Origin of the sequence: Paraburkholderia solitsugae (assembly GCF_013177695.1) — a bacterium.
In the GTDB taxonomy this organism is placed as follows: Bacteria; Pseudomonadota; Gammaproteobacteria; order Burkholderiales; family Burkholderiaceae; genus Paraburkholderia; species Paraburkholderia solitsugae.
In genome coordinates this window covers 46,196-63,169 of record NZ_WOEY01000016.1, presented here as the reverse complement: position 1 = coordinate 63,169, position 16,974 = coordinate 46,196, and the positions used below count along the sequence as shown (strand labels likewise).

The 16,974-nt window shown below is 60.8% G+C and carries 13 protein-coding genes and 2 pseudogenes; 6 read left to right on the top strand and 9 right to left on the bottom strand.

All coding sequences use genetic code 11. From position 1 onward, the window contains the following. Positions 1 to 15: 15 nt before the first annotated feature. Positions 16 to 1,143, top strand: coding sequence for a CmpA/NrtA family ABC transporter substrate-binding protein (locus tag GNZ12_RS04060; RefSeq protein ID WP_172309133.1), 1,128 nt, complete (start codon positions 16 to 18; stop codon positions 1,141 to 1,143). A 69-nt stretch (positions 1,144 to 1,212) separates the two neighbouring features. Continuing rightward, positions 1,213 to 1,749 (top strand): annotated as a pseudogene (locus GNZ12_RS04055) (porin); the annotation flags it as partial. A gap of 367 nt (positions 1,750 to 2,116) precedes the next feature. Here the strand turns inward: GNZ12_RS04055 and GNZ12_RS04050 are convergent. Together GNZ12_RS04050 and GNZ12_RS04040 are read right to left on the bottom strand one after the other, a co-directional pair. After that, a complete protein-coding gene (locus tag GNZ12_RS04050; RefSeq protein ID WP_172309128.1) occupies positions 2,117 to 2,557 on the bottom strand; it encodes an ester cyclase in 441 nt (146 codons plus the stop codon). A 735-nt stretch (positions 2,558 to 3,292) separates the two neighbouring features. After that, positions 3,293 to 4,183: pseudogene (locus GNZ12_RS04040) on the bottom strand (LysR family transcriptional regulator); the annotation flags it as partial. A gap of 553 nt (positions 4,184 to 4,736) precedes the next feature. Between GNZ12_RS04040 and GNZ12_RS04035 the strand changes: the two are divergent. After that, positions 4,737 to 5,804 (top strand): Dyp-type peroxidase, encoded by a 1,068-nt coding sequence (locus GNZ12_RS04035; protein ID WP_172309127.1) that lies wholly within the window; start codon positions 4,737 to 4,739, stop codon positions 5,802 to 5,804. Further along, on the top strand, positions 5,797 to 6,600 hold the full coding sequence (locus GNZ12_RS04030; RefSeq protein ID WP_172309126.1) for a family 1 encapsulin nanocompartment shell protein: 804 nt from the start codon (positions 5,797 to 5,799) through the stop codon (positions 6,598 to 6,600). Before GNZ12_RS04035 ends, GNZ12_RS04030 begins: the two co-directional genes overlap by 8 nt. Before the next feature lie 34 nt (positions 6,601 to 6,634). Here the strand turns inward: GNZ12_RS04030 and atpD are convergent, their stop codons facing one another. After that, positions 6,635 to 8,014: a F0F1 ATP synthase subunit beta gene (gene atpD, locus GNZ12_RS04025; RefSeq protein WP_172309125.1), complete on the bottom strand. Its 1,380-nt coding sequence runs from the start codon at positions 8,012 to 8,014 to the stop codon at positions 6,635 to 6,637. A gap of 422 nt (positions 8,015 to 8,436) precedes the next feature. On the opposite strand from atpD, the gene GNZ12_RS04020 reads away from it, so the two are divergent. Next, positions 8,437 to 9,900 (top strand): mechanosensitive ion channel, encoded by a 1,464-nt coding sequence (locus GNZ12_RS04020; RefSeq protein WP_172309124.1) that lies wholly within the window; start codon positions 8,437 to 8,439, stop codon positions 9,898 to 9,900. Positions 9,901 to 9,988: 88 nt separating this feature from the next. Here GNZ12_RS04020 and GNZ12_RS04015 read toward each other — a convergent pair whose 3' ends face one another. Continuing rightward, positions 9,989 to 10,978: a LysR family transcriptional regulator gene (locus GNZ12_RS04015; RefSeq protein WP_172309123.1), complete on the bottom strand. Its 990-nt coding sequence runs from the start codon at positions 10,976 to 10,978 to the stop codon at positions 9,989 to 9,991. A gap of 273 nt (positions 10,979 to 11,251) precedes the next feature. On the opposite strand from GNZ12_RS04015, the gene GNZ12_RS04010 reads away from it, so the two are divergent. After that, positions 11,252 to 12,679, top strand: a complete 1,428-nt coding sequence (locus GNZ12_RS04010) for an aminotransferase-like domain-containing protein (protein WP_172309122.1) — start codon at positions 11,252 to 11,254, stop codon at positions 12,677 to 12,679. A gap of 84 nt (positions 12,680 to 12,763) precedes the next feature. Here the strand turns inward: GNZ12_RS04010 and GNZ12_RS04005 are convergent, their stop codons facing one another. From GNZ12_RS04005 to cydB, 5 genes are all read right to left on the bottom strand, one after another. Next, positions 12,764 to 13,021, bottom strand: a complete 258-nt coding sequence (locus GNZ12_RS04005) for a MoaD/ThiS family protein (protein ID WP_172309121.1) — start codon at positions 13,019 to 13,021, stop codon at positions 12,764 to 12,766. Between the two features lie 42 nt (positions 13,022 to 13,063). Next, a complete protein-coding gene (locus tag GNZ12_RS04000) occupies positions 13,064 to 13,615 on the bottom strand; it encodes a molybdenum cofactor biosynthesis protein MoaE (protein ID WP_172309120.1) in 552 nt (183 codons plus the stop codon). A gap of 45 nt (positions 13,616 to 13,660) precedes the next feature. Continuing rightward, complete coding sequence (gene moaA, locus GNZ12_RS03995; protein ID WP_328805945.1) at positions 13,661 to 14,743, bottom strand: GTP 3',8-cyclase MoaA; 1,083 nt, start codon at positions 14,741 to 14,743, stop codon at positions 13,661 to 13,663. A gap of 271 nt (positions 14,744 to 15,014) precedes the next feature. Continuing rightward, the gene (locus tag GNZ12_RS03990; RefSeq protein WP_172309118.1) at positions 15,015 to 15,926 is read right to left on the bottom strand and encodes a bestrophin family protein; all 912 of its coding nucleotides are present in this window, start codon (positions 15,924 to 15,926) and stop codon (positions 15,015 to 15,017) included. Between the two features lie 38 nt (positions 15,927 to 15,964). Beyond that, the gene (gene cydB, locus GNZ12_RS03985; protein ID WP_172309117.1) at positions 15,965 to 16,972 is read right to left on the bottom strand and encodes a cytochrome d ubiquinol oxidase subunit II; all 1,008 of its coding nucleotides are present in this window, start codon (positions 16,970 to 16,972) and stop codon (positions 15,965 to 15,967) included. Between the last annotated feature and the right edge of the window lie 2 nt (positions 16,973 to 16,974).

The window sequence follows — 16,974 nt, the reverse complement described above, 5'->3', positions numbered from 1 at the left end:
CTCCAGCGTCAATCCATGGGCGTGGCCGAATTCGAGCAGCTTGGCGGCGACGAGCGGCTCGGCTTCGTCGCGCTGTCCGATGCCGCGCCGCTCGTCGCCGCCAAGCTGCTCGAATTCGGCCACGCCCATGGATTGACGCTGGAGTTGTGCCGCCAGCCGTCATGGGCCGCCGTGCGCGACAAACTGCTGTCGGGCGATCTCGACGCGGCGCATGTGCTCTACGGTCTCGTGTACGGGGTGCAACTCGGACTCGGCGGTCCGCAAACGGATATGGCCGTGCTGATGGTGCTCAATCGCAACGGCCAGGCATTCACGCTGTCAAACCGTCTCGCCGAGGCATTAGCCGAACACGGCACCCTGCCCAGGGCTTTCGCGACGCTCGGCCGCAAGCCGGTGCTCGCGCAGACCTTTCCCACCGGCACGCACGCGATGTGGCTGTACTACTGGCTCGCTTCGCAAGGCGTGCATCCGTTGCGCGATATCGAGAGCGTCGTGATTCCGCCGCCGCAGATGGTCGCCGCGCTCGCCGACGACAAGCTCGACGGCCTGTGCGTCGGCGAGCCGTGGAATACGATGGCAGAGGCGCAAGGCGTCGGCCGAACGGTCGCTTATACGAGCGAGGTGTGGCCCGACCATCCCGAGAAAGTGCTGGCGTGCCGGCGCGATTTTGTCAGCGCGAATCCGAATACCGCGCGTGCCCTCGTGCAGACGATGCTTGAAGCGTGCCGCTGGCTCGACGGCATCGGACATCGTGAGGAGATTGCACGCTGGCTTGCCCGGCCCGAATTCATCGGTATCGATGAAGCCTTGATTGCGGCGCGATTCGGCAACGAGATAGCCGCCTCGGCGCCGCAAGGCCAGCCTGTTCGGTTCTTCGACAACGGCGCGGTGAACTACCCCCGCGCCGCCGACGGTGCCTGGTTCCTCACGCAGTTCGAACGCTGGGGCATGATCGATGCACGCGCGGATTATGGGGAGATTGCGGCACAAATCAATCAGACGCGGTTGTATCGCGAGGCGGCCGCACGCGTCGGCGTAGCGGTGCCGGGCGATGAGCGTTCTCAAGTGCTAATCGACGGTAAGGTGTGGAGTAGCAACACTGTATCCAAGGGTTACGCGCGAAGCTTCACTATCCGCGCATAGCGTTGCGGTTGCGGTTGCGGTTGCGGTTGCGGTTGCGGTTGCGGTTGCGGTTGCGGTTGCGGTTGCGGTTGCGGTTGCGGCAACGTGCCGGGCAGTATGAAGTCAAGCTCCAAGTACGACGTCGGTCTGGGCTACGAGAACGGTCCGTTCGCCGTCGTCGCGACGTTCGACCGGCAGAACGGCGCCAACGACAGCGTGACGCCCGCGGATACCACCAACTACATTCAAAGCATTCACGCAGGCTTGAGCTACGACTTCGGCACGGTGAAGGCGATGGCCGGGTATCGCAACTATCGGCGCACCTTCCACACCGCCGCGCCGACGTTGCGCAGCGATATGTATTGGCTCGGTGGGCAATACGACGTAACGCCTTTTTTCTCGCTGTTTGGCGCTGTCTACCATCAGGACATCAAGGACGCGAGCGACGCCGATCCGACGCTGTTCTCGCTGCGCGCGCAGTACGCGTTGTCGAAGCGGACGGTGCTATATATGGCGGGCGGTTATGCCATGGCCAAGCATGACAACGCAGTCAGCCTGTCGCGTGATCTGACCGGCGCGGCGGATACGCAAACGGGTGTGACGGCGGGGATCCAGCACCGGTTCTGAAGCGTCTGGAACGCATGAAACATCCAGAACGCCAAAGCATCTAAATGCGGAGCGAGGCGCGCCGAAGGTTGATCCTTCGGCGCGCCTCGCTCGTTTTCTTTTAGATAGATTCAGGCAATCCAATCGCCTAGAATGAACCCAACAATCGGCGAAACGATAGTGAGGAATGCCATGTCACAAGTCAGCCATGACGTAGGCCGCGATACCCGTAAGACGTTTGGCCGAGGCCTGCTATGGTTCGTTGGATTATGGGTGCTCGGCGTCGCCGGGACGGCACTCCTCGTGCTGCCGTTTCATCTTCTAGTCGCTGCAGCCATGCATCACTAGCCTGAACGTTTTCCCTCACGTCTTTGTGTCCGGGCGTCACTCAAGGCCGTTCAAGCGTTGGGGGTAACTGCCCAATTTGCCGGAACGCCGATAGCCAGTCCTCGAGGTGCCACGTCTTCTCAATCAAACTTCCGCGCATCTGGTGGAAAGAATGAATCGCGAAACTGATGTGTTTGGAACTTGCCGCAATGCCAAGTAGCACCCCGGTTTGAGTACCACTAATCTCCGCGCGAACGCCCACCCGGTCTCCATGAATCAGCACGTCGAGAATGGTGATTTTCATATCCGGCAGCGCTGTGGCGATGTTCGCGAATATTGCAATCATCTGGTCGGGTCCCGGCGCTGCCCCGGGAGGCTCCGGAATATATTCCCAATCAGGCGTGACGACCGTTCGCAACAACGCGACGTCTCTCTGCTCGATGGCGCGATAGAACCCTTCAATCGCTTGACGCGTGATGTCTTCTTGACTAGGCTGGGTCATGGTCGGTTACTCCTGAACAATGCTCACGGCAACGGTGGGACCGAACCATCCAGCACGGATGCCAGCGTCACCGTCGTCAGCGGACCGTTACGTGGCATCCGTTTGGCTTGCTCTGAAGTCTACATCGACGCGCATTCACGCGCTCTGTGCTCGCGATCAGGGAAACGGTTTGCGAAATACGTGTCCACCATAGCCGAGAACAATATTATCGACTTCGAACGGTGACGCTTCCTGCGCCTCAAGGATGAACGCCACGCTGCCGGGGCTGAGCTTGCTGGATATCGCGTCGACCAGTTCGCTGTCGAGTGTGTCCTTGATCGCATGCTCAGCGAGCCCACCGCTTGCCCCTATCGTGAAGCCAAGTGCCGCCCCTACCGGACCGCCAAGCATCCCGATCAAACCGCCCGTCAGCGCGCCGATCACGGTCCCCCAGAACGGTCGAGTTTGCTTGTCGAGCAAGATCAGATTGCCCGTGGCGTCCTTTTGAACCAGCACACCGCTCTCGACTTTGAAACCAAGGTCTTTTTCCTCAAAGTTCCTGAAATCCCGACCTGCTCGTTCAGCGACGTCAACGCTGTCGAAAACCGCGACGATCAACTCCTGCGCCATTTGATAGCTCCTCGTATCGGTAACGTTGTCTATCAAAGATAGTGATTTTCGAAGCGCGCGCCATTTTTTTATTTCCGATTCGTGGTATCGGTCGAGGTCAGAATCGACCGCCGCGCGCGCTCTGCCGAGAATTTCCGGCATGCAATTGTTTAGCATCGTCACGATCATCCGTACCCGTGTGGATATCTGCCGTTGTGTCTGGCTCAGGAGATTCAGTTCGAATGGCGGCAGGTCAAAACCCGGCATGATCTGGACCAGCCTACCCTCCGCAAGCGCAGCGACGCACGCCGGCTCTTCCAGCACGCCGATGCCGACGCCCGAGAGGACCATTTCATACATGGGCCGCCAATGACTGGTCTTGATTGCGGTACGGATCGGCGCGCTCTCCACGACGGTCGCCATGCGTCTGAGCGGCAACTGGTCCGTGCCGAACATGCCCTGGACCCGGATGAACGGATGGTTGACCAGCTCAGACGGTTCAGTGATCGGACCGTGCTGCCTCAGATAGCCAGGCGCCGCAACGAGAACACGCCCGACCTGACCAAGCTGGCGGGCAATGAATGCCCCTTCTCCGAGCGGGCCAAGACGAAACGAAATGTCTACGCCTTCCGTCACGAGGTCAACGATCCTGTCGTTCAGGACCAGTTCCAGATCCACTTGTGGAAAGGTTGCGTGCACCAGCTTCAACGCCTCCGGCACGACCGTCTCGCCAAAGCAGTGAGGGGCAGCGATGCGAATCGTTCCCTTGAGGTTCTGCTCGTCGTTTGACACTTCAGCGACCGCCTGTTCCACGGCGTGCAGAATCCGCTTGCTGCACTCGTAGAAGGTGACGCCTTCGGGCGTGCGATTGAACGCGCGTGCACTCCGGCGCAGAAGCCGGCAGCCAAGGTATTTCTCGAGGCGCTCGATGCGTTCGCTTGCGGCTGGCTGCCCGATATTGAGGTCCCTTGCCGCGCCGGAGATGCTCCCACGCTCGACCACCCTGACATAGATGCGCATGGCTTCGAGCAGATTCACAGTGCCGCATCGGCCTTTACGCCGATCTCGCGTAATTCGAACGTCGACGCGTGATACCGATCGAGCCACTCTTCCATGCTCTCGCTCCCATCCTGACGCACCGCAAGATTCCAGTGTCGTGACCTGACATCCAGGCCGCGCGCGCAATCGATCAGCATTTAAACTCGCACGGCAACCGGATACGCCATCAACATCCGTTCGCAATGCGCGTCCTGTGACATGGCCGTTCCTGCTCCGATAAACAAGTCTGAACGAAAGGTTTTTTTGTCTAATAGTCGTCCTGAGCCGCAGAGTACGACGTTGCGTGAAACAAACCTGGGCGCGAGGAAAATCAGGGGGGCGGCCGCTGGATAAACGGATGGTAACGATGTGACAGGAGAATAAAAAGCCGCAAAATCCGATATGAAGTATCGAGGGAGCGGCACGGTTTCCATAAAATGCCCGGGCGGTATAACATCTCCGGACGCAGTGAACGTCAACAATGTCATATGTCATTGCGCGCCGCTTAAGCTCCACTCCCGAAATCAGTAACGGTTTATCCATACTCAATTCGATGCCTAAAGACATCCCTGACACCCCCGAATCGCAAGCCGTCTGTAATGCCATCACGCGTAGCGCGATCTTCATCGTCGCGACTGTTGCTGGTGGCCACGACCCAGCCGAAAAAGTGCGTGAGTGGTGCTCGGACGTTGCGGCCCTGGTGCGCGCGGTCGGCAAGCGCGTCCCCTCCGGCAACCTGTCCTGCGTTGTTGGCTTCGGCTCCGACGTGTGGGACACGCTGTTCGGCGCCCCGCGCCCAGCGGGCCTGCACCCGTTTCGCGAATTCGGCGAGGGCGAACGCCGCGCCGTGGGCACGCCTGGCGATCTGCTGCTGCACATTCGCGCGGATCAGATGGACCTTTGCTTCGAGCTCGCCACGCAGCTAATCGGACGCCTCGGCGATGCGGTCTCGGTGGTCGACGAAGTGCATGGCTTTCGCAACTTCGATCTGCGCAGCATGGTGGGTTTCGTCGACGGTACTGAAAATCCGGTGGGGCGTGAGGCCGTCGATTTCACCCGCATCGGCGACGAGGATGCGGCGTTCGAGGCCGGCAGTTATGTCATCGTGCAGAAGTACCTGCACGACATGACCGGCTGGAACGCGCTTTCCGTCGAGACCCAGGAGCGCATTATCGGTCGCACGAAGCTGGCCGACATCGAACTCGACGCCGCGGTCAAACCGTCGTGTTCGCACAGCTCGCTCACCACGCTCACCGAGAACGGCGAGGAAGTGAAGATCCTCCGCGACAACATGCCATTCGGCCGCCCCGGCATGGGCGAGTTCGGCACCTTTTTCATCGGCTACGCCCGTTCGCCCGAGCCGATCGAGCAGATGATGGAGAACATGTTCGTCGGGCGGCCACCGGGCAACTACGACCGGCTGCTCGACTACAGCCGCGCGGTCACAGGCTGCCTCTTCTTCGTCCCGTCGGCCAGCTTGCTCGAAGCGCTCGCGGATCGCGATCCGCAAGCTGCTGCCACCGCAGTCGAGCAGCGGTCCGAATCGTCTTCGTCCACCGAGCCGCGTCACGACGGCTCGCTGAATATTGGCTCTCTCAAGGGAATCTCCCAACATGAATAATCTGCATCGCGAGCTAGCCCCAATCTCCCGCGCCGCCTGGTCGCAGATCGAAGACGAAGTGGCGCGCACGTTCAAGCGCAGTGTCGCCGGTCGTCGTGTGGTTGACGTCAAGGGTCCAGGCGGGACAGAACTGTCCGGCGTCGGCACGGGGCACCAGGTCGCGATCGCCGCGCCGCAGGAGGGCGTCGTGGCGAAACTGGCAGAGGTCAAGAGCCTCGTCCAGTTGACCGTGCCGTTCGAACTGCAACGCGAAGCGATCGACAGCGTCGTGCGCGGCGCGAAAGATGCAGACTGGCAGCCCGCAAAGGAAGCCGCCAAGCAGCTCGCCTATGCCGAAGATCGTGCGATCTTCGATGGATACAAGGCTGCGGGAATTGGCGGAATTCGCGAAGGCTCGTCGAATCCGCCGCTCACGCTGCCGGCCGACGTCAGCGATTATCCGAACACGATTAGTAACGCGCTTGAAGAGCTGCGGCTGGCCGGCGTCGACGGGCCCTACTCCGTGCTGCTCGGCGCCGATGCGTACACGGCGCTCGGCGAGGCACGCGATCAGGGTTATCCGGTGCTCGAGCACATCAAGCGGATCGTGAATGGCGACATCATCTGGGCGCCCGCGCTCGCAGGCGGCAGCGTGGTCTCCATGCGCGGCGGCGACTTCGAGTTACACCTGGGCGAAGAGCTGTCGATCGGTTATGTGAGCCATACCGATACCGTCGTGCGCCTCTATCTGTGCGAGACGCTGACATTCCTGATGCTGACGAGCGAAGCCTCGGTGTCGCTCACGCAAGCGGAATAAGGCAAGCAGAATCAGCGCGGAACGATGCGCTGATTTACTGCATCTTTTTGGCCTTTTCGAAGGCCTCGTCGATCGTACCGACCATGTAGAACGCCTGCTCCGGCAGGCTATCGCACTCGCCATCGACGATCATCTTGAAGCCGCGGATCGTCTCCTTCAGCGAGACATATTTGCCGGGTGCGCCCGTGAATATTTCCGCGACGTGGAACGGCTGCGACAGGAAACGCTGGATCTTACGCGCGCGCGCCACGGCGAGCTTGTCTTCCGGCGCCAGCTCGTCCATGCCCAGAATCGCGATAATGTCGCGCAGTTCCTTGTAGCGCTGCAGCGTTTGCTGCACGCTGCGCGTAATTGCGTAGTGCTCTTGACCAATCACGTTCGGGTCGATCTGACGCGAGGTCGAATCGAGCGGGTCCACTGCCGGGTAGATACCCAGCGAAGCGATGTCACGCGACAACACGACGGTTGCGTCCAGATGACCGAAAGTCGTAGCCGGCGACGGGTCGGTCAAGTCATCCGCAGGGACGTACACGGCCTGAACCGATGTGATCGAGCCGGTCTTGGTCGACGTAATGCGCTCTTGCAGCTTACCCATTTCTTCAGCCAGCGTCGGCTGATAGCCTACTGCCGACGGCATACGGCCGAGCAGTGCCGACACTTCCGTGCCTGCCAGCGTGAAACGATAGATGTTGTCGACGAAGAACAGCACGTCGAGCCCTTCGTCACGGAAATACTCCGCGATCGTCAGGCCGGTCAGCGCGACACGCAGACGGTTGCCCGGCGGCTCGTTCATCTGGCCGTACACCAGCGTAACCTTGTCGAGAACGTTCGAGTCCTTCATCTCGTGGTAGAAGTCGTTCCCTTCACGGGTACGCTCGCCCACACCGGCGAACACGGAGTAACCACCGTGCTCCTTCGCGATGTTGTTGATGAGCTCCATCATGTTGACGGTCTTGCCCACACCGGCGCCGCCGAACAGGCCGACCTTACCGCCCTTGGCGAACGGGCAGATCAGGTCGATAACCTTGATGCCGGTTTCGAGCAGTTCCGTCGACGGCGACAGCTCCTCGAACGGCGGAGCCTTCTGGTGGATCGAACGCGTGTGCTCGCTGTCGATCGGCCCTGCTTCATCAATCGGACGGCCTAGCACGTCCATGATGCGGCCGAGGGTCGCCTTGCCGACGGGCACCGAGATCGGGCGACCGGTGTTCTTCACTATCAGGCCCCGGCGCAGGCCGTCCGACGAACCCAGACAGATGGTGCGGACCACGCCGTCGCCTAACTGCTGCTGGACTTCGAGCGTCAGATCCGAGCCTTCCAGAACGAGCGCGTCATAGACCTTGGGAATTTCCCCAGCCGGGAACTGCACGTCGATCACCGCGCCGATGCATTGCACGATTTTGCCTTCAACCATCGCTAGGCCTCATCACGTTCGTCGGGATTAAATGAACATTCTGCGAATGCCGGCAGCTTGGCGGACGGGTTCCTCTGCCTACAAAAGATAGCGATTTCCCTCAAAGTTGCCACACGTTCAATTCCGATTCCTACTATCGGTTGACGGAAGTCAAACCCAGATCGATAGCTGGGTAAACTGAGAGATAGCATAGACTGATATTTAGAATCGGAGTGCACCAGGATTCTTCAGGTCAGCGAATGGCTCGATAATTAAATCAAAGTGGACTTGTACGGAAAGCCGCAAACGAATTGCAAGACGTTCATGTCGTCGTGTTTTTCAGGTCGGGCGTGTATCTACGCCAAATAGTCGACCGCTTCCGCCTGGTAGGCCGAATGCGTGCGGTCTTTTCATCGGGTTTTGCCACTCCACGAGAAAGAAAAATGGAACCATCCAACTTCGCTATGGCCTTTCCCGCCTCGCTCGGGGCGTATCTACCGCGGATCGCGGCTGCTATCGGCATTCTGATTGTCGGCTGGTTGATCGCCGTGCTGGTGCGCGCGGGCGTGCGCAAATTGCTCGCCATGCTGAAAATCGACGAGCGCATTGCCGAAAACGCCGGGCAAGGTGCATTCGTCGAACAACTGATTGCGGGCGGCTTGTTCTGGCTGGTTCTGCTTGTCACCGCAGTCGGCGTCTTTAATGTTCTGAATCTCTACTCCGTCTCCGGTCCGCTCTCGCAACTCCTCGCGCAGATAGTGGACTATCTACCTAACCTGATTGGGGGGGCCGTGTTGGCGCTCGTCGCCTGGCTGATTGCGCTGATATTGCGCAGTCTCGCGCGCCGCGCGCTCAAGGCCGGAAAATTCGACGAACGACTGTCCGCGAACGCGGACGTGAAGCCAACCAGCGGTTACCTGTGCGATGTCCTGTTCTGGCTTGTCATCCTGATGTTTCTGCCGGCGATCCTGTCTGCGTTCGCGCTGTCCGGTTTGCTTGCACCCGTGCAGGGCATGATAAACAGGCTGCTGGACATCGTCCCCAACCTGTTCGCCGCGGTCGTGATCGGCTTCGTCGGCTGGATCGTCGCGCGCGTGCTGCGTGGCCTCGTCACGAACCTGCTCAATGCAGCCGGCGCGGACCGCCTCCCGCAGGAGGTCGGGAGCCCGACGCCCGTCAAGCTGGCTAATCTGGCGGGGACCCTGGTCTACCTGTTCGTGTTTGTACCGACGCTGATCTCCGCGCTCGACGCGCTGCGGATCGATGCGATCTCACGTCCGGCGACCGACATGCTCAACGAATTTTTTGGCGCCATTCCAGACCTGATTGCCGCTATCGTCATTTTGCTTGTCACGTTTTACGTTGCACGCTTTCTTGCCGCACTCGCGCAGAAGGTCCTTAGGACTGCAGGCGCGGACACGCTGCCGGGGTTGCTTGGCGTAGGCCACGTGTTTACCGGGATGTTGCAGCCCTCGGTGCTGGTGGCTCGGTTGATTATGTTCTTCGCCATGCTCTTCGCCGTCGTCGAAGCCGCGAACCGTCTGGGCTTCTCTCAGGTGCGCGACATCGTGACCTTGTTCATCGAATTCGGTGGGCACGTGCTCATGGGCGCTGTGATTCTCATCATCGGCTACTGGCTCGCCGATCTCGCCCGTCGGCTGATTCAGCAGGCCGACGGTGAACACAGCGTCCTGTTCGCGCGGATCGCGCAGTTTGCGATTCTCGGACTGGTGTTCGCAATGGGCCTTCACGCCATGGGCATTGCGAACGAGATTGTCCAGCTCGCCTTTGGACTCGTACTCGGCGCGATCGCAGTGGCCGTTGCGCTGTCGTTTGGTCTGGGTGGCCGCGAGGCGGCCGGCAAACTGCTCGATCGCTGGATCAACGGTCGGGAAGACAAAGCCTGACCCGCTCCACGCCGTTTCGGCCGGCCCTCAGTAACACTCCCAGACGCCGGCCAGGACGACGACTCTCGCAACGGCCGTCGTTGCGGGCTCAGGCCCGCAACGACGGTTTCAGCAGTGCGGACACCTCCTCGTCGGGCAGGACTTCAAAGCGGCCTGCCACTTCGCCGCAATCGACGTGCACTCTCTCCAGGATTTCCGAAGTGCACTTTCTTAACATCGTCACAAGCATCCTTACCCGTGGCGGCACCGGACGTTGCGCCTGGATCAGTACATTCAGATCGAAGGGCAGCACCTCGAATTCCGGCAGTACGCGCACGAGCCGGCCATCGGCGAGCGCATCCACGCACGCCGGCTCTTCCAGCACCCCGATGCCGACGCCCGAGAGGATCATTTCATACATGGGCCGCCAATGACTCGTCTTGATGGCGGTACGGATCGGCGCGCTCTCCACGACGGTCGCCATGTGCCTGAGCGGCAACTGCTCCGTGCCAAACATGCCCTGGACCCGGATAGACGCGTGTTTGATCAGCTCAGACGGCTCCGTGATCGGACCGTGCTGGCTCAGATAGCCAGGCGCTGCAACGAGAACACGCCCGACCTGGCCAAGCTGACGGGCAATGAATGCCCCTTCACCGAGCTGCCCAAGACGAAACGAAATGTCCACGCCCTCCGTCACGAGGTCGACGATCCGGTCGTTCAGGACCAGTTCCAGATCCAGTTGCGGATAGGCTGCGCGCACCAGCGTCAACGCCTCCGGCACGACCGTCTCGCCAAAGCAGTGAGGGGCCGCGATCCGAATCGTTCCCTTCAGATCCTGCTCGTCGTTCGACACCTCAGCGACCGCCTGTTCCACCGCGTGCAGAATCCGCTTGCTACGCTCGTAGAAGGTGAGGCCTTCGGGCGTGCAATTGAAAGCGCGTGCGCTGCGCAGCAGGAGCCGGCACCCCAGGTATTTCTCGAGCCGCTCGATGCGTTCGCTTGCGGCCGGCTGCCCGATATTGAGGTCCCTCGCCGCGCCGGAGATACTTTCTCGCTCAACCACCCTGACGTAAATACGCATGGCTTCTAGCAGATTCATCGTGCCCAACCTCCCTGTGTGCCGATCACGCGTCATTCAAACCAACCGTTACGCGTCGAAAGATCCCAACGTGGGGACCTGGCAATGTTCATTCGATGGAGTAAAGGTTAAGGCCGGGCCATCAGTCGCAGAGTGCACACATCGGGCCGACTCGGGTCAGTACAGTTCTGCTACGACGCCGGCACCAGGTGGCAGCATGGCGACGCGAGCGCGTGTAGGCCACGGAAGAGACCGGTACAATTTACCGCAGCAAAACGCTAGGGGAATCGTCCGATGAATCTGTATGACAAGCTTGCAGACGATATCGAGAAACTGATCCGGCAAGGCGTGTACGGCCATGGCGAACGCTTGCCATCGGTACGGCAGACCAGCCAGCAGCACCGGCTCAGCGTGACGACTGTTATCCGCGCCTATTTGCTGCTCGAGAGCCGTGGCTTGCTAACGGCCCGGCCCCAGTCGGGTTATTTCGTCAACTTCCGGGGCGACGGGGGCGAACGGAAAACGCTGGAGCTCCGGCCGTCGAAGCCGATCCCGATATCGTCGCCGGTCGACGTCAGTCGGCTGGTGCTTTCCACTTTGCGCTCGATCGGTGTCGACGACGCCGTGCCGCTCGGTTCGCCCTACCCCGACCCGGGTCTCTTTCCCTTCGAAAAGCTCAATCGCTACGCTTACGACGCGGGACGCGGCAAGACGCGCTGGGGCGTGACAGACGCACTCCCACCCGGCAATGCGGCACTCGTGCGCCAGATCGCGCGTCGCTACCTCGAGAACGGCATGACCGTCGATCCGAACGAGATCATCATCACGGTCGGCGCGACTGAGGCGATCAATCTGTGCCTTCAGGCGGTCGCCAAGCCTGGCGACGTGATCGCTGTCGAATCCCCGACGTTCTACGCGATGCTGCATGCAATCGAACGGATGGGCATGAAAGCGATCGAGGTGTCGACGCATCCGGAGCACGGCATCGACATCGAGGCGCTTGCCGCAATCGTGGAGTCGCAAACCATCACCGCCTGCATGGTCATGCCGAACTTCCAGAATCCGCTGGGTTTTCTGATGCCCGACGAACGCAAGCGCGAACTCGTGGAGTTCCTGACGAAGCGGGACATTCCGGTCATCGAGAACGGTGTCTACAACGAGCTTCACTACGACAGCACGCACCCGAGCACGTTGAAGTCCTTCGACACGAAGGGGCTCGTGCTTCACTGCGGTTCTTTCTCGAAGACGCTCACGGCCGCCTACCGGATCGGTTGGGCGCTGCCGGGCCGCTATCGCGATCAGGTCGAGAAGCTCAAGTTTCTGAACACGCTGACCTCTCCGTCGATTCCGCAAATGGCGATTGCGGAATTCCTTGAGCGCGACGGTTACGGGCATCACCTGCGAAGGATTCGAAAGGCGTATGCGCAGCAGGCCAATCTGATGAAGGCGACCGTCTCGCGGTTCTTTCCTGAAGGGACGCGCATGTCCAACCCCGCGGGCGGATACGTGTTGTGGATCGAGCTGCCGCCCAAGGTCGACGCAATGCGGCTCTACAAGCTCGCGCTCGACCAGGGGATCACCATCGGACCCGGCTACATGTTCTCGGTCTCTGAGACGACCTATCGGAATTTCATCCGCCTCAACTACAGCAGCCCCTGGTCGAGCGAAATCGAACAGGCGGTGATTACCGTGGGCAAGCTCGTCGCGATGTGTGCCCGTTAGTGGCATGCTGGTCGCGGCCTGAGCGCCTGTGCCTGTCGGCACGCGTGAACCCCGTGCGGCTCGATCTGGCGCATCACGGAGACCTCAGCCCCCTGTGACGGGCGGAAAGAACGCGACTTCGCTGTCCTCGCGCACCACAAACGTGTCGGCGACCATCTCGTGGTTGACGGCTATACGGAGCGGTCGGCTCGCGCGCAATGCCTCGGCCATCCGCTCGTCTCTCGATGCGAGCCTGACCCGCAGCCCGTCAACGGGGAGTTCGGGCGCGTCAATGTGAACGATCTCCTGCGAGATGCCGAGTTGTTCACGAACGCTAGCGAAATATCGGATGGTGAGCTTCATTTGTCTATTCCTTTTGCCGGCACGATATGGGCGAATAGCGCGTCACCCCCACCGCAGCATGGACTGTCCGTCTCGTGTCTTGGCTTCGACCCATCTGACCTCACCGTCGCGTCTGATTTCCTGCTTCCAGAGCGGTGCATGGGCCTTCAGGAAGTCCGTCAGGAATTCGCACGCGTCGAATGCCGCCCCGCGATGCGGCGCGGCGACCACGACAAGTACCACCGCATCGCCGAGCGCAACACGGCCGACACGATGCACGATCTTCACCGCCTCCAGGTGCCATCTTGCGATCGCCTCTTCCACAATGCTGCTGAACGACTGCTCGGTCATCCCCGGGTAGTGCTCAAGCTCGAGCGCGACCACGTCGTCGAAATCGCCGCTATGACGCACCACGCCGAGGAAGTTCACGATCGCCCCCACGTTTGGATTGCGCGCGACCGGCGTGATCTCCGACTGGATATCGATCGGCTGGTGCTGGACACGGACTTCGAAGCCCGCCGCGATGGTGGCCTGCGGATGGTCCGGATCGCTAGCACGCTCGTCGGCAAACGGTACTTCACGACGTGCGCGATCACTAGGCTGCGGTGTTGTCATGGCGGCTCTCCGGTCTATGTCTGCTGTACAAGGGCTGGCGAGGCGTCAGCCGCCGACCAGCGACATGCGGACTGTGGGATAGGCTTTTCCCGATCCCGCCCTGCGCGGCGTTGAGCGAAGCTCGGAGTAGCGGTCGTCGCGCTGGACCCAGCGGCTGCGGACGACCGCTGCCAGTTGCTCGACTGAGGCGGTGTCCGTGAGCAAGGGCCTGAGGTCTGTGCCATGTGTGGCGAAAAGGCAGGAATAAAGTTGACCGTCGGCCGATACGCGGGCGCGCGAACACGACCCGCAGAAGGGTTGCGATACGCTCGCGATGAATCCGACTTCGCCAGTGCCGTCGGCATGGCGATAGTTGACCGCGGTGCCCGTCTGCTCATGAACGACGACGGGGACCAGAGGAAACGCCGATTCGACAATGTCGCGCGTCTCGTGAGCCGTGATCACCTTCGTGCTCGACCATCCGGCCGCGCCGCCAACGTCCATATATTCGATGAAGCGCACGGCCACGCCGGTGCCCTTGAACCGCTGCACGAGCGGCAGAATCTGGCTGTCGTTGACGCCTCGCTCGATGACTGTGTTGACCTTGACCGGAGCGAGTCCCACCGCGCGCGCGGTCTCGATCCCGTCCAATATCCGCGACACGGGCAGGTCGACGTCACTCATCCGGCGGAACACAGCGTCGTCTACTGCGTCAAGGCTCACTGTCACGCGGCCGAGACCGGCGTCGCGCAGCGAGCGTGCTTTCGCGGCGAGCAGAGAGCCGTTTGTCGTCAGCGCGAGCTCCATCGGTTTGCCGCTTTCGGTCGTCAGTTTCGCGAGCTGTTCGATCAGGGATTCGAGCCCGCGCCGCAGGAGCGGTTCGCCGCCGGTGATGCGTATCTTCTCCACCCCGAGCAGTGCGAACGCTTTCGCGAGCTTAAGCATCTGTTCGAATGACAGGCGTTCCGAAGACGGCAGGAACCGGTAGTCCGCGCCGAAGGTGTCCCGTGGCATGCAGTACGTGCAGCGAAAATTGCATTGATCGATGACGGACAGACGTAAATCCCGCAGTGGACGATTGAGCTTGTCGAGCGTAGTCGTGACACCGCCGGCGGCTACGCCATGGCGGGATGCCGTATCGGCGGGTATAAGCTGGTCGATGAGGTTCACGATCTATCCGAAGGTGGGCAGCGTGCGGCGGCAAACGGTGCAAGGGTGCGACGGCAGTCGATCTTTCTGACCGGACGAGCCGCCGGCCATTGCATGACCTTCTGGCAGGATAGTGCGTCGGCCCTGCGTGGGGGACGCACAGTCTGTGCCGAATGCCAGGAGTACAGTTTGACGCGCCGCATCGTGTGTCACGGCGAGGCAGACGCGCATACCGCTCGGCAGACTGACCGGATGCGTCGAAGAACGCCCCCTAAGTCAGTTGGTACGAGCGCACCGGCACGACCTCGGCGGGCAGTTCACGGCCACACAGTTCGAGAATCGATCGCTCGATGTTGCGAGTCATGGCGTCAAGCGCCAGCGCATTCGGCGCGAGACTAAACGGCTCGGCGACTTCGCTGGCAATCGCTTCGAGCGCAATCAGCGTATAAGAAATAAAAACGCAAAGAAGCGGCGTAAAGAATTCCGTCGAATCGACAAGACCGAACGGCAGCAACACGCAATAGGCATAGACGGTGCGGTGAAGCAACACACTGTAGGCAAACGGAATGGGCGTGGATGCGATCCGCTCACATCCTCCTACCGTCCTTCCCAACTCGTTGATCTGCGCGTCGACCATCCAGAGCTTCGTATCCGACATCAAACCCCGAACTTGCAGATCGGCGAAGTCGCGACGAACGTCATTAAGCAGCGCCGTCGGTTTATAGCAGGTGTGCTGCAAAGCCTCGGTTCGCGTGCGTCCGAGAAAGCGCAGGAGATCAGGCGTCGGGTCGGTCCTGCGCAACTGGTGCTTCAGCGCGTACACGCACGCAATCAGTGTATGGGCCACTTGAACGTTGTGATCGCCCCGTGGGACGTAACACAGCATTTGCGACGTCAGCGCGCGCGCTGAGATCAGGGTGCTGCCCCAGAGATGGCGCGCCTCATTGAACCGCTCGTAACTTGCGTTATTGCGGAATGCAAGGAAGATCGCCAGCGCGAGGCCGAATAAGGTGAACGGCGCGGTATTCAGTGGGATCTTCTCGCCGAAAATGCGCCCTTGCGTCAGGACAGCAACACTGCTGACGATCCCCATGAAAACCAGCTGCGGAATAATCGACTGCAACACGGAACCGTTCCAGATAAACAGCAGCCGGAACCAGTTTTCCCCTGGTCTTACTATCATGATGTGCTCTTTTTGGTAGCCTGATTGCGCCGTCACCCTCAGTGGTAGCCGGCGTCCCCTTCCCGCACTTTGCCCCGGAAAACGCGATACTGCATGGCGTTGTAGACGAGGATGACCGGCAGCACGATCACGGTGCCGACCAGCGTGAACAACTGGCTCGAGTGGCTCGACGAGGCCTCCCAGATCGTCAGGGACGGTGGAACAATGTTCGGCCAGATGCTGATGAGCAAGCCGCTGTAGCCGAGAAAGCACAGCGCGAGCGTGAGAAGGAACGGGGTCGCTTCGTGCTCCAGCCGAAGCGAACGGAACACGCCCCATACACAGGCGATGACAAGAATCGGCACCGGCAGAAACCAGCCGAGATTGCCGCTTCCGAACCAGCGAAATGCCACTGCCGGCAAGCCGATCACAGTCCAGAGACTCACAATGGCCATCACTCCGAGCAGGATGCTCACGAGCGGCCGCATCACCTCGCGTATCTTGCGCTGCAGTTCACCCTCGGTCTTCAGGATGAGCCAACCGCAGCCGAGCGTCGCATACGTAAAGAGCACACCGATTCCGCAGAACAGGCTGAACGGCGAGAGCCAATCGAACGGACCGCCGGCGAAACGGCCATCGACGATCTTGATGCCTTGCAGCAGCGATCCCAGCACGATGCCCTGGCAGAGCCCCGCGAGCGCGGAGCCGCCAATGAAGGCGAGGTCCCACGCGTGCTGGGTCCTGACGGCCTTGGCGCGTAATTCGAAGGCCGCCCCGCGGAAGATCAGGCCCACCACCATCAGGATCAGCGGCAGATAGTTCGCCGGCAGCAGCGTCGAATAGACCACGGGGAACGCCCCGTAAAGCCCCGCGCCGCCGAGCACGAGAAAGGTTTCGTTACCGTCCCAGACCGGCGCGATGGTATTGAGCATCACTTGCCGGTCGCCTTTCTCCTCGAAAAACGGAAACAGCAGGCCGATGCCGAGATCGAATCCGTCCAGCATCACGTAGATGAAAACGCCGAGTCCGATGATCGCGGCCCACACGACAGGGAGATCGATTTGCATGA

Coding starts and splice junctions, on each gene's coding strand:
- atpD (WP_172309125.1), bottom strand. CDS start 8,014: ATGGTTGAAGGCAAAATCGTGCAATGCATCGGCGCGGTGATCGACGTG.
- GNZ12_RS04010 (WP_172309122.1), top strand. CDS start 11,252: ATGAATCTGTATGACAAGCTTGCAGACGATATCGAGAAACTGATCCGG.
- GNZ12_RS04050 (WP_172309128.1), bottom strand. CDS start 2,557: ATGACCCAGCCTAGTCAAGAAGACATCACGCGTCAAGCGATTGAAGGG.
- GNZ12_RS04005 (WP_172309121.1), bottom strand. CDS start 13,021: ATGAAGCTCACCATCCGATATTTCGCTAGCGTTCGTGAACAACTCGGC.
- cydB (WP_172309117.1), bottom strand. CDS start 16,972: ATGCAAATCGATCTCCCTGTCGTGTGGGCCGCGATCATCGGACTCGGC.
- GNZ12_RS04060 (WP_172309133.1), top strand. CDS start 16: ATGGGCGTGGCCGAATTCGAGCAGCTTGGCGGCGACGAGCGGCTCGGC.
- GNZ12_RS04030 (WP_172309126.1), top strand. CDS start 5,797: ATGAATAATCTGCATCGCGAGCTAGCCCCAATCTCCCGCGCCGCCTGG.
- GNZ12_RS04020 (WP_172309124.1), top strand. CDS start 8,437: ATGGAACCATCCAACTTCGCTATGGCCTTTCCCGCCTCGCTCGGGGCG.
- GNZ12_RS04000 (WP_172309120.1), bottom strand. CDS start 13,615: ATGACAACACCGCAGCCTAGTGATCGCGCACGTCGTGAAGTACCGTTT.
- GNZ12_RS04035 (WP_172309127.1), top strand. CDS start 4,737: ATGCCTAAAGACATCCCTGACACCCCCGAATCGCAAGCCGTCTGTAAT.
- GNZ12_RS03990 (WP_172309118.1), bottom strand. CDS start 15,926: ATGATAGTAAGACCAGGGGAAAACTGGTTCCGGCTGCTGTTTATCTGG.
- GNZ12_RS04015 (WP_172309123.1), bottom strand. CDS start 10,978: ATGAATCTGCTAGAAGCCATGCGTATTTACGTCAGGGTGGTTGAGCGA.